The sequence below is a fragment of the Mesorhizobium sp. M4A.F.Ca.ET.022.05.2.1 genome, from assembly GCF_003998845.1.
In the GTDB taxonomy this organism is placed as follows: Bacteria; Pseudomonadota; Alphaproteobacteria; order Rhizobiales; family Rhizobiaceae; genus Mesorhizobium.
On sequence record NZ_RZOJ01000173.1, the window covers coordinates 1 to 11447 of the forward strand.

Sequence of the window (11447 nt, forward strand, 5' to 3'; positions counted from 1 at the left end):
TGGAAAGCCTGCACGTGCGCGGCTTTCACGAAATTGCTGTTCTTTCAGAAAATTGCTGAATTCGGCGCGCGAGCGGCCCGCCTGAAGCGGCACGGTTGCGAGCCCTCTCAATAGCGCCGGAGTGCCGAGTGATTAGGCGCCCTGAAGATGGAACGTCATCATCACCTGCATAAGTTGGCGGCCGGCTTCATCGCGGACCTTGAATGACAACTCCCGGTGGGGGCCGTCCGGCAGGACCTCTCTTATAACATCCACGAGTGCCTTCACCGCCTCCTGCTTGACGGCATCGAAGCTAGACAACTCCGTCCCTACGGTGTCGAGTTGAGCAACGTCATCGTCATAAAAGTCGAAGAAATATAGTGCCATAGGGGTTTAATTCGGAAACCGAAAGAAGGTTTCATCAGCCACGAGCCCGGCGCCTCCTAACCATCGCGTCGACCGCTTCCTTGACGGTCTGCTGGCTTCGTATCGTGCCGTCGGGCTGTCCGACATATGCGCCCTTGTCGCCTGCTGGCTTCTCGGCCGCCACGATAGCCTGCCGCCACGCCAGGCCGAGGTAGCGGAACGCGGATGCGTAGTGCTCGGCCCAATTCTTGACCGGGATGTCGCGGAACGTCTTCTTCTCGTCGTCGTACTCGCGCCGGTAGGCCTTCAGTCCTTCGACGCCGTCGTTGACGCTGTCGGTGTTCCTGAAGCGCGCCACCTTGATCGTCTGCAAGCCGGCGTTGTTGCCCTCGGCCAGGCTGACCATGCCGACCATCTTCGGCTTGCGACCGTGCGCCCTCAGCGTGTCGAGCCGGGTTCGCTTCGTTCCCCACTGCGGATGCAGGATGTCGTGCGGAACGAAGTCGTCGCCGTGGTAGCCCTGCTCGTCGAGCCACTTGCACCAATCCTCCAGGTCTTCGCTGTCGGGAACGTAAAAGTCGACGATCAGCGGTACGCCGTCGATGACTTGGAAGCACCAGATTGGGTTGTTGACCGCCTTGCCGAGATCCCACGCGGTATGCACCGGATGCCTGGGATCGATGTCGAACGCCGTGCCGATGCGCCCCATGCGCTCGGCCCGCGCTATCTCTGCGCCCCAATAGGAGCCGATCAGCGCACCCGCGAATGAGCAGTAGTATTCCTGATCGATGAGCATGTCGGCCGTCTCTTTGCCGAACAGGCCCACATAGATCGCCCGCTGCTCCTCGATCGTGACTTCGTCGATGGCGCCGGTGGCGCTCGCCGGCAGCACCTCGCTGAACCAGCCGCGTGGATTCGTCACCGGGTCGAACACGTTGCCCTTCACCGCGTCGAGCATGCCCTTGGCGTGGTTGTTGCCGCGAGGCGTGGTGATGAAGGATGCCCACCCACCATTTTCGGCCAAGATCGGCGACAGGTAAGCCCATGCCGCAGGATTGGCCAACGCCCATTCCGAGAACGTGATGCCGACCGGCGGCGCGCCGACCAGGCTGTTGAAGTTGTCGGAGCCCACGACCTGAAACGTCGATCCTACCTTGAACCGAACGAACATCTCGTTGTCGTTCATGTTCTCGATCAGCGGTTCAGGGAAGGCCTCGAACAGGCGCCGCTTGCCGGTGTGAGGGTTGACTGCGTTCCAGATGGCTTTGCGCGCCTGTGCGGCCTCGGGAAGCATGTGCCAGTAGGTGCCGGGCCGCTCGTGTGCGGACACCGCGTGCATATTCAGGTTGATTTCATCCTTGCCCGCGCGGCGATGCCAGAACAGCAGCTGACGCTTGCAGCCGCGCTCCCATGTGTCCCAGGCCTTGCGCTGATACCAGCGAGGGCGCCAGCCATTATTTGGGAGCTGGATCGTCGCCATCCGACCCCGCAAGCTTCAGGACTTGAACCGTAAGCGGCCCGTCAAGCTTTGCGTCTACCTGGAGAGGTATCACCTTGCCGACCAGGCCGCAGAATGTGCGAGGGTCTTCGGCAGCGAGTTTGACCAGATAGTCGACGCCGCCCGCCTTCCGGAACGCTTCCGTCACGGCTTCCTTGATGGAGGCCGTGACCTTGTTCGGCGTGCCGGCGATCCTGCCGCCTGTCTTCCGTCCCTTCATCTAGTTTTCTCTACTGTAGACGCGTCGCTCTCTCGCATCCTGATTAGGACAAGCCTCTTTGAAACTCCTAGACGCTTGGCGATTTCGCGCGGCCGATACCCGTCGTCGAGCAATCGCCTGATCTCTCGACGGCGCTTTTCGGCCATCTGAATTTTCCGGTGCCGAAAGGGTCGGTCGGCGCGCGGGTCCTTGAGGCGCTTGGCCCTCGCGATGCACTCGACCACCGTGCTGATGGAAATGTCCAATTCCTCGGCAATGGTCGAATAGCTGGCCATGCCCTCCCACAAATCGAGAATGCGATTCCTCGTCCTGGCAACTCGCGGGTGTGTCTTGCCTCCGCGCTTGTTGAAGGATGAGAACTGATAGAACCTAAGCGGCTGCTGTTGTGTCATCTCTACCTCTGTTTTCGGGCCTGCCCTAATCCCGGCATCCTCTTCTCCGGACACACTTCGCCCGTCAGGAGCGAAGCGTGACGCGCTACCGTGCCGATCGGGACGGGGTACGCGCACATCTGGATAGGTGATTGTCTCGGGGAGAGACGCGGACCGGGGTTACCCTGTCGGCCCTACACCTGCCTCGACTGGCAGCGGCACCTCTCAAAGACCATCCAGACGATCACGGAGAGGCTGCACCTCGTTTCCGGGTGCGTCCTGTGTGGGTAATGGTGCCTCTGCGATCGGAGCCGGTCTCGTATCCCGGATTGTCTCCGCCCGGCGCGGCCGGGGCTTGGTGCAGAATATGTTGTCGCTGTTGTCCGGCGCGACGAACGGCTTTACCAGACCGCTCCCGGATGCAGGCTCAGGCGATGACGCCGCTGCCAGCATGGCCTTGGCACCTTGCGGCCGATCGACTCCTACATGATCGCCTCCCGCAGGAAGTTGGACACCAGGCGCTGCACCGGGAAGATGCCTTCCCGAAGATGCACGTCGTTCAGATCGTCTCCGAGCTGGGGCGGCATAAGGAAGGGGATGTTGGCCTGGCGCGAAAAATACTCGCCGGTGCCGAGCCCGCCGTATTGCGTCAGCGGCTTGTCATTGTCGGTGAGGATTGCTCGGCGCCCCTTGGTCGACCGCGCGACCGCCAGAACGTTGTAAGCCGAGAAGCAGCAAAGGATGCAGTCGTTCCGGTGCAGCGCCTTGACGACGGCTCGCAGCGAAAGCGCCGTCGCGTAGCCCTCGCAGAACCATGTGAAGGATCCGGCCGACACACGATGGCAGGCGCGCTCCATCTCGCCGCCGGCCAGAAACTTCTTCGTTCCGTCTTCCCAGATCAGTTGCAGGCTCGACACGTTGGAGCCGATGCGCGCCGGGATCAGGATCGCCCGCTCGCCGCCGTTGTCCGGCAGGAGGTAGGAGCTGTATTCGCCGCCGATCGCCTTGACCGCGTCGGCCGCGATGACCAGCGCCCGCTCGTGCGGGAAGCCCTTGCTGCTCAGATAGGGATGTTGCGACGGTGAGGCCTTCGTCATCATCGCTTGTGCCTTGCCGGCCGCCTCTTTGGCACGCTGAAGCCTCTTCTTGTTGGCCGCCTCAATGTCTCGCGCGATCTTGCGGCGCTCGACCGGGGAAACATCATTCTTCAGCCAGACGGTTACCTTTTCGCCGGTCTGCCAGTTCCAGGCGGTGACGTTCAGTTCGTTGACGATCACTCGCCCGTCACCCTTGCCGGACTTGCCCGCCAGCGTGTCGGTTTTCAGCCACTGACCGAAGCGCGTCATCGCCTTGGGCGGCAGAATGCCGGCCTGGTCGCAAGCGTTGCTGATGGCTTGGTCGATGGTGGTCACGCAGCCCTCCGCTGAGAACCTTTGCGGAAGCGCTTCACTTCACGCTCGACCAGTTGCCACTCGTCGACCTGTACCTTTGTCGGCTCGCAAGCCGTCTCATACAGTCCGTAGGGAAGCTTGCTGCCGGGATAGATGCCGCGCCAAATGCCGTAGGCCCATTTGCGCGAGGCCTCGTCGCCCTTCCTGCCGTTCGACAAGCAGTAAGCCAGGGCGGTGTTCCATATCGCCCGTGGATCATCGAGGCATTTGGCGCGCAGGCCCTTGCGAGGTTCGAAGGCGTTCCTGATCGAGAAGTCGACGTCGATCAACTCGCCCTCAACCACCTGGATCTCGCCGTACTTTGGCCGGCGCCAACCACACGACAGGCAGGTGTCATGGTGCGGCTCCATCTGTAGGCCGCACTCGCCGCAGAAATATTTCTGCTTCACACGCTCGGCAGGTTCGCGCGCTTCGCTGTCCTTCTTCTGTGCGCTCGATAGGCTGTCCACCCCATGCTCGAACAGCCAGGCGGTGTCTTCGGCGAACGTGACGCAGTTGCCGGAGTGGTCCAGCCAAAGCCCGAACTGCTTGCCGTCGGCGATGCGCATCACGCGCCCCAACTCCTGAACGTGCGAGCTGAAGGACTTACGGTATGGTCGACAGGAGATGCCGCACTTTACGTCCGGTACGTCGAAGCCCTTGGTCAGCACGGCGCACGACACAAGCCCGTGTATGGCGCTATCCAGCTTGCGGAATTCTTCGATCTTCTCGCGCCGCTCGTTGTCGGATGCGTCGAGATAGCTGATCTGCTGGAAGTTGAAGCCGGCCGCGGCGAACTGGCGGCAAAGCTCCTCACCATGCGCGACCGACGGCGAAAAGACGATCGTCTTCACCGGGCCGCCGAAATGCTTCTGCGTCTGCTGAACCCAGGTGTGGATCACGTCGCCGATGATCGTGATGCCGCGCTGGCCGGCGTCGGTGTCGTCGTATTCTCCGGTGAACGCCTTCTTGGCGCCCTTCATGTCCGGCGTGACGCAGGCCTTGATCTTGAGCGGCGTCAACCATCCGTCGGCCAGAAGCTGGTTCGTTGTCGCGCCGTTCACCAGCGCATCCCAATGGTCGGCCATGCCGTCGGTGAAGGGTGTTGCGGTCAGGCCGACGACGATCGCGTCCTTCGCGCGCTCGATCAGCTCCAGCGTGGTCTGGTATTCGCAGTGCGCTTCATCAACGATGATGAGCTTCGGCAGATCGTCGTCGGGATATTTGCGGCGGCCGACTGTCTGTGCCGAGGCGACTTGCACAGGCTTTGTCGGGTCGGTCAGCCAGTGGTCGGCCTGGATGATGCCGTGATCTATGCCGTACTTCGCGAAGCGCTCGCTGGTCTGGTCGATCAGGGTGATGCGGTCGACGATGAACCAGGCTCGAGATTTCTTGGCCTGGTTCTTGGTCACCAGGTCTATCGCCGTTTCCGTCTTGCCGAACGCCGTCGGCGCTACAAGGATGATGCGTCGGGCGCCTTCGCGAATACGCTGGCGCAACAGCTCTTCTGTGCGCACTTGATGCGGACGAAGCTCGATCTGCTGGTGCATCGGAAGAAGCGCGTTCATGCGGCCCTCGGGGCTTCGTCGATCATCCGGCCGCAGATCGTAAGGAACCATGACCATTCCATAGCGCCGGCGGTCGCCGGTTTCGTCTTCGTGAGGTAGCGAGCGAACTGTTCCGCCCATTCGCGAGGCGCGCCACCGTCGAACTCGACAATGGCTGCGCGCTCTTCGAACTCGACGTTTTCATCAGACCGCAGATATTCGGCGATCGCCTTTCCGTGCTTCGCGACGTAGGCGCCAGCCGCCGGAGGCAGCTTCTGCCGATTGACGACGCGCAGGGAATTGCCGTCCAGCACGATGTTCGCGCCGAACGACCTTATCCGGTCGACGAGATCGGACACGTCAGTCAAGCCGGATTACCTCGTCGGACTGCTGGTCGATGGGGATCACGACGTCGGTGGACCAGCCGAGATCGGTAGCGCGCTTCTGCCAGGACTTGGCGCGCTTCATCCAGCCAGCTTTGTCTTCGCTTTCCTGGATCAGCCGGGCATTGAGGGAGCGAATCTCTTCGTCCTTGCCAGCAATGACCGAGTCGAACCCGCCTTTCTGATATTGGACCCACATATCGCCGAACTTGGCGTTCTCGGCCTTCAGCGCGGCGTTGTCAGCTTCAAGGCCCTGGATGGCTTCCTCAAGTTCAGCAACACGGTCAGCGAGATCGTCGGCCGGCGCCACCTTGCTGGTCTTGGCTTGCGCGGCGGCTTCGTCACGGGCTGCAGCATGTTGCTTGATGGCATCGGGGAGACCCGCTCGGGCTTCGTCGCACTGGCGATCATGCTCCGCCTGTTGCGCCTGCTTTTCGGATCCGGCTGCCCCACTCTTGGCGTCGCCGCCGTTGGCTTTGCCGATGCGGGAAGTATCCATCGAGGACAGGTTTCCGTGTCGGTCTCTGTAGGTGCGCTCACTGGGAGAATTCCTACCTAGATCCTCTCTCACGTCTTTCACGAGATGGTTGGAGACGTTGCATTTTCTGGCGATTTCCCAATCCGACCAAGACGACCAGTCTGGATCATTCAAAAGGGTTTCGACCGCCCTCCGTTTGTCAGCTCGGCTGCGCTTCAGGCCGTGGGTTGCGTTGGCCCCGACAGAAAACAGGATCGCATCGCGGCGCGTCCCCTGCTTGATGTCGGCGGCGATCTTCTTCTTGCCGGCCATTGCGTGGGCTTCGTATCTGTGGAAGCCGTCGGCTAGCCAATAGGCCTCGCCGTCATGGAAGATGACGACTGGCGGGAACCAAACACCGTCCGCAATGTCTTCGGAATATTCGAACGCCACGGACTTATCGATGACGGCTCGCGATTGCGTGCCACCATCGGTTCGGATGCTGGCGAGTTCGATAAGCGGGAAATCCTTCTTCTTGATCATGCTGCACTTTCGGAGCGCAGTGGCGAGATGTTCGCCCCGCGCTCGGATTCAATGAAGAGATAATGGAACCTGGCGAACGCCCTTCCCGACGCGACGGCATCGACGAGGGCCTTGGTCTCTGCGGCTCGGGTAGCCAGTTCGCACCAATCGTCGAAGGCGCGTTCCTGCTCGACTGTGACATCGTCATTCATGTCGGGACGCCCGCCCCTTCTACGCCGCTGAGTTTCATCCGAAGGCCAAGCCGTGCGGCGATTGGCGCCACGGGGACCACGATCTTGCCGCCTACTCGGATCGTTTCGAAGTCGCCTCGCTTCGCAGCTTCATAAGAGGCGTTGCGGCCCAGTTTGAAGAACACATGACCGGCCGTCTGAACGGACACAGTCGCCTGGGTGAGCGCTTCATCGAGCGTCATAGCCCGTCATTCCTTCTGCTCGAATCGTTTCCGGCATCACTTGTGCCTTTTTTTCTTATAAGTTCCTTGTCCGTTCCGAGCAATGCCACTTGTGCTTCTTGTGCCGATTTTTTATAAAGAGAGGATAGAAAGGCACGGAAGGGGAAACGAAGGTGGTCAAGCCACGCGAAAACCGCGTCCCGATAATGATGTCGGAAGAAGAAATCGCGGCGATTGAGGAGTGGCGGTTCGCGAATCGGATAAACACCCGCTCCGATGCGATCCGCCGCCTCTGTAAGATTGGCCTATTCATAAGCAACGAGCTTGAGCAGGCCGTAGACCTCGCTACCGACGGCGTCACTGTCATGTCGGAACAAATGAAGGACGCGATATGGCTACAGCGACTGCTTATTAACCCGGAAACATCTGACTTGCTGTTCACCCAGGGCGAACTACGTGAGGCGATGGAACAAGGATATGAGCACAATTCCAACGGTCTGGACGGCGTCAGCGGTCTGCAGGCGATTCTGGTGACGTTCTACAACGTCATCATCGACATCATTACTGCCCGAACGCTCAAGGGTGCTGACAAGGCTGTGCAAAAGCGCATCGCCGACGCCAATGAGGCCGTGGACAAAGCCGCCGAGCAAAAAAAATACTCGGAGGAAAACAAATATATCGGGCTCATTTCGTTCCACGAGACTCTGAAAGAAAACGAGATGTACCAAGCACTCTCGGACGAAGAGCAGGAAGCCTACCTCGAAAAGCGCATCAGCGAAATGAAGGCTGAAGAAGAAGCCGACCCCAGCGCCTTCGCCCGAAAATATGGCTTTGAGCCCTTTTGGCTGAAGTCTGGTTGGGCGACACGAATACGCCGCCGGATGGAGGACAGGAACGGAGTCAAGCAATGAAAGGCCACATCAAGGAACGCAGCCCCGGCAAGTGGGCCATAGTCCTCGATCTCTACGACGAGGCCGGCAAGCGCCGCCGAAAGTGGCACAGCTTCGAGGGCACCAAGCGCCAGGCGCAGGAGGAATGTTCCCGGCTCATCACTGAGATGAAGCAAGGCAACTATGTCGAGCCTACCAAACAGACGGTTGCCGAGTTTCTGGACGAGTGGCTGAGGTTCATCAAGCCGTCGGTCGCGCCAAAGACCTTCGAGCGCTACACCGAGATATGCCGCAAGGGTCTGGCCCCGCTCATCGGCATCGTGACCTTGGCCAAGCTGAAGACCGACCGCATCGACGCCGCGTTCTCTGAGGCGTTGACCAAGCCGCGTGCCGACCATCGCAAGCGCAAGGAAGGCGAGGAGGTCAAGCCCCTGCCCCCATTGGCGCCCAGGACGATCCACCATTACCGGCGCGTTCTCATAAAGGCTTTGAGCCAGGCAGTGACCTGGGAGCGGCTGTCACGGAACCCGGCAGCGGCGACGACGCCGCCCAAGGTCGAGCGCAAGAAGATGTTGGCCTACGACGCTGCACAGACCGCGCAGCTCATCGAAGAGCTTCGCTCGACCCGCATGTTCATTCCGATGTTGCTGGCGGTGAAGTGCGGACTGCGTCGCGGCGAGATCCTCGCCCTACGCTGGCGCCACGTCGACCTTGGCGACAACCTACGCCAGTTGGCGATCGTGGAAAGCGCCGAACAGACCAAAGACGGCGTGCGCTACAAGGAGCCGAAATCAGGTAGGGCGCGAACCGTGGCTCTGTCAGCCGCCACCGTCGCCGAGTTGAAGGCCCACCGGACCCGGCAGGCAGAGGAACAGTTGCGCCTCGGCATCCGTCCAGATGCCGATAGCTTTGTTGTGGCCCAGGTCGACGGCCAGCCGCTGCAGCCACGCTCGCTGACGCACGAATGGATTCGCGTGATCGGCAAGACGAAGCTGCCGCGCATCCGCTTCCACGATCTGCGCCACACCCACGCCTCGCAGATGCTCGCGGCCGGCGTTCACCCGAAGGTCGCCAGCGAGCGTTTAGGGCATTCGACGATCGGCATCACGCTCGACCTCTATTCGCACGTCATGCCGGGGATGCAGGCAGATGCTGCCGAGGCGGTTGACGCGGCGATCAGGAGCGCGGTAAAGCCCGGTAGCTAAAGCTAGTTCGGTAGCAAAATGGTAGCAGCGGCCCAAATGGCCGAGCGCAAAGCGCCAGAAAAGCTAACGAAATCAAGGCTTGGAGGGATGGCCGAGCGGTTTAAGGCACCGGTCTTGAAAACCGGCGTGGGCGCAAGTTCACCGTGGGTTCGAATCCCACTCCCTCCGCCAAGTTGTCTATAAAACCAAATACTTAACAAGCAAAACGGACCTTGCCATAACGGCAACCCGTCCCAAAAGAGAAAGCCCGCCGCCGTGAGGCAGCAGCCATTTTCGCCGCGTGCCGGCGGTCAAGGCTTCTTATCGCCGTTTGGATTTGGAACCGGCGCCTCTCGGACATCTCGCGGAGGCGGATCAACATGCTGAGGTTCTGGCGCGTCCTTGTCATGAGGCCGGACTTGCGCCTCTTTCGGATCTGGCTTCGGCGGGGGCCGCTCTTTGGTCTGGTTTGGCATCAGCGCTCTTCCCTCGCTTGAAACCCCACAGCAAACCCATTTGTTCCGATGGGACGGAAGCCTTGGCCTATGCCAATTGCGGCGCGCCATACGCGCCAGGGCAACTTTCGTTCGTCGACCCGATAGCCGAGCATCCGGCGCTTTATCGTTCGGGTCGATCGCTCTCGCGTCCTTCAAGCACTGCTCCGACAGTCAGCCTGCACATCTTTCATCGCTGCTCAAAGGGTGACGTCACCTCGTTGCTGCGAGACAGCAATGCGCTCCTAACCAAACCGGCCCGGCTTCATGGAATAACCGGTCAGCTCTTGGCGGGGTTGGGTGCGCCGTAGAACTGGACGCCAAGCCGCTCCTTCCTTCGCCAGCGCACCACCGTTTGATAGGTGGCCGCATCGTCAGGCACATGCAGGAGAAAACGCTCCGGCACGAAGGCGTCGGCAGGAACGCGCAGTTCGGCCCCTCTTTCATGCTGATTGTGGACGGAACAGCCAATCGCCGGGTTGTCAGGACCCGCGACGATCGTGGCCTCCTTCAGGACAATCTCACGTTGGTGAAGGCGACGCTCTCGTCTGGGTTCATCGGGTTCCATGCGCGTGCCTTGCTCGATCCGGAATCACCCTCGCGGCGGGCGGCCCCTCATATTAGCCGGCGCTTTATTGACCTGCCAGCTACGCGAGGTCGAATGATATCCCAAAGACAACCCTCTTCGCTACCGGCCACCTCGGGCCGCCGGACCCACTGCATGGAATTGGCGACTGTCGGGCAGTCCGGGCGCGGCAATCGGCGCCATCCACGAGGATCCGGCGCATCGCTGAAGGGACTGGCCGCGCGCGCCGGCATGTCGCGGTCGAGCTTCGCGCTGAAGTTCAGGGAAACGGTCGGCGTGCCGGCGATGGATTACCTGACGCGCTGGCGCATGCTGCTGGCCAGCGACAGGCTGGAGAACAGCGATGATCCCATCTCGGCCATAGCGCCGTCACTCGGCTACGAGTCCGAAAGCGCTTTCAGCACCGCTTTCAAGCGGGTCATAGGCCGCTCGCCACGGCAATACAGCCGCGACCTGACCACCGCTCCCGCGCACAAGGACATGGAAGCTTCTCGCTCGGATCAGTTCGATCCCGCCGCGGGCTGAGGCGGCTGGCCATGCCCCGATTTGTGTTACCGCCTGACGGGAAGTCTCCCACTCCGACGCCAAAATTGTCCGGCCAAGGCAATACCACGCTCAACCGTACATCTTGAGGTTGAGGTCGATTTCGGCTATTACTATGTCGGGAGGGGTAGTAGCTGTGAAAGTCGTCATTCGCGTGATCGAGGACGCGGCAAATCTCGTTGCCGTCGCCGCCATGCTGTTGGTCTTGCTGCCATTCCTTGCGCTTGACAAGGCGGAGCAAGCGACCAGGTGGGCCCGGCAGAAAAAGTAGCCGCTTACTTAAACACAGCTCGAATTTGCTTGCGAAAGGCAGGCTTGGCCATTCGTCCATGGCCTGCCCCAACGGACCGCGCCAATGGCCGGTGCCCTATGGTCGATCGGGCCTTACTGGATCGATGGCGCCACGCGCATTGCAATCAAACCAACCCCAAGCAACCTTTTGTCTTCAGGCGTCACCCTCGATGCAGCCACGGAGGCCTCAGGCCTCAACTCGATCGTCGTGAAGCCCGACTGCCGCAGGAGCAGACGGGGAATGACGATGCGATGCTCTTCCGGCTGCATGGAC

General features: G+C 60.9%; 14 protein-coding genes, 1 tRNA gene and 1 pseudogene. 4 read left to right on the forward strand and 12 right to left on the reverse strand.

Features of this window, described 5'->3' with window-relative positions; translation table 11 throughout:
* Window positions 1-132: 132 nt before the first annotated feature.
* From EN745_RS19060 to EN745_RS19105, 10 genes are all read right to left on the reverse strand, one after another.
* Window positions 133-366: a hypothetical protein gene (locus EN745_RS19060; protein WP_127310413.1), complete on the reverse strand. Its 234-nt coding sequence runs from the start codon at window positions 364-366 to the stop codon at window positions 133-135.
* Between the two features lie 34 nt (window positions 367-400).
* Complete coding sequence (locus EN745_RS19065) at window positions 401-1825, reverse strand: hypothetical protein (protein WP_127310412.1); 1425 nt, start codon at window positions 1823-1825, stop codon at window positions 401-403.
* A complete protein-coding gene (locus EN745_RS19070; RefSeq protein WP_127422003.1) occupies window positions 1800-2063 on the reverse strand; it encodes a hypothetical protein in 264 nt (87 codons plus the stop codon). Before EN745_RS19070 ends, EN745_RS19065 begins: the two co-directional genes overlap by 26 nt.
* Window positions 2060-2338, reverse strand: coding sequence for a helix-turn-helix domain-containing protein (locus EN745_RS19075; protein WP_187331299.1), 279 nt, complete (start codon window positions 2336-2338; stop codon window positions 2060-2062). Before EN745_RS19075 ends, EN745_RS19070 begins: the two co-directional genes overlap by 4 nt.
* 578 nt (window positions 2339-2916) lie before the next feature.
* A complete protein-coding gene (locus tag EN745_RS19080) occupies window positions 2917-3846 on the reverse strand; it encodes a hypothetical protein (protein ID WP_127310411.1) in 930 nt (309 codons plus the stop codon).
* Window positions 3843-5432, reverse strand: coding sequence for a DEAD/DEAH box helicase family protein (locus EN745_RS19085; protein WP_210212303.1), 1590 nt, complete (start codon window positions 5430-5432; stop codon window positions 3843-3845). Before EN745_RS19085 ends, EN745_RS19080 begins: the two co-directional genes overlap by 4 nt.
* Window positions 5429-5779: a hypothetical protein gene (locus EN745_RS19090; protein ID WP_127310410.1), complete on the reverse strand. Its 351-nt coding sequence runs from the start codon at window positions 5777-5779 to the stop codon at window positions 5429-5431. Before EN745_RS19090 ends, EN745_RS19085 begins: the two co-directional genes overlap by 4 nt.
* Window positions 5772-6794, reverse strand: a complete 1023-nt coding sequence (locus tag EN745_RS19095) for a ParB/RepB/Spo0J family partition protein (RefSeq protein ID WP_127422004.1) — start codon at window positions 6792-6794, stop codon at window positions 5772-5774. The genes EN745_RS19090 and EN745_RS19095 overlap by 8 nt, the downstream gene beginning before the upstream one ends.
* Entirely contained in the window at window positions 6791-6985 is a 195-nt protein-coding gene (locus EN745_RS19100; RefSeq protein WP_127310408.1) for a hypothetical protein, read from the reverse strand. Before EN745_RS19100 ends, EN745_RS19095 begins: the two co-directional genes overlap by 4 nt.
* Window positions 6982-7206: a DNA-binding protein gene (locus tag EN745_RS19105; protein ID WP_189340520.1), complete on the reverse strand. Its 225-nt coding sequence runs from the start codon at window positions 7204-7206 to the stop codon at window positions 6982-6984. Before EN745_RS19105 ends, EN745_RS19100 begins: the two co-directional genes overlap by 4 nt.
* A 152-nt stretch (window positions 7207-7358) precedes the next feature.
* Here EN745_RS19105 and EN745_RS19110 point away from each other — a divergent pair, with 152 nt between their 5' ends.
* The 3 genes from EN745_RS19110 to EN745_RS19120 all read left to right on the forward strand — a co-directional run bounded on the left by EN745_RS19110 (window position 7359) and on the right by EN745_RS19120 (window position 9451).
* A complete protein-coding gene (locus EN745_RS19110) occupies window positions 7359-8096 on the forward strand; it encodes a hypothetical protein (RefSeq protein WP_127310407.1) in 738 nt (245 codons plus the stop codon).
* Complete coding sequence (locus EN745_RS19115) at window positions 8093-9280, forward strand: site-specific integrase (RefSeq protein WP_127422005.1); 1188 nt, start codon at window positions 8093-8095, stop codon at window positions 9278-9280. Before EN745_RS19110 ends, EN745_RS19115 begins: the two co-directional genes overlap by 4 nt.
* An 81-nt stretch (window positions 9281-9361) precedes the next feature.
* Window positions 9362-9451, forward strand: a tRNA-Ser gene (locus EN745_RS19120).
* A 582-nt stretch (window positions 9452-10033) separates the two neighbouring features.
* Here the strand turns inward: EN745_RS19120 and EN745_RS19125 are convergent.
* Complete coding sequence (locus EN745_RS19125; RefSeq protein WP_126054557.1) at window positions 10034-10321, reverse strand: PilZ domain-containing protein; 288 nt, start codon at window positions 10319-10321, stop codon at window positions 10034-10036.
* A gap of 181 nt (window positions 10322-10502) precedes the next feature.
* Here EN745_RS19125 and EN745_RS19130 point away from each other — a divergent pair.
* Window positions 10503-10864 (forward strand): annotated as a pseudogene (locus EN745_RS19130) (AraC family transcriptional regulator); the annotation flags it as partial.
* Between the two features lie 402 nt (window positions 10865-11266).
* Here the strand turns inward: EN745_RS19130 and EN745_RS36560 are convergent.
* Window positions 11267-11447: hypothetical protein (locus tag EN745_RS36560; protein WP_210213763.1), on the reverse strand; the 181-nt coding region annotated here is incomplete at its 5' end.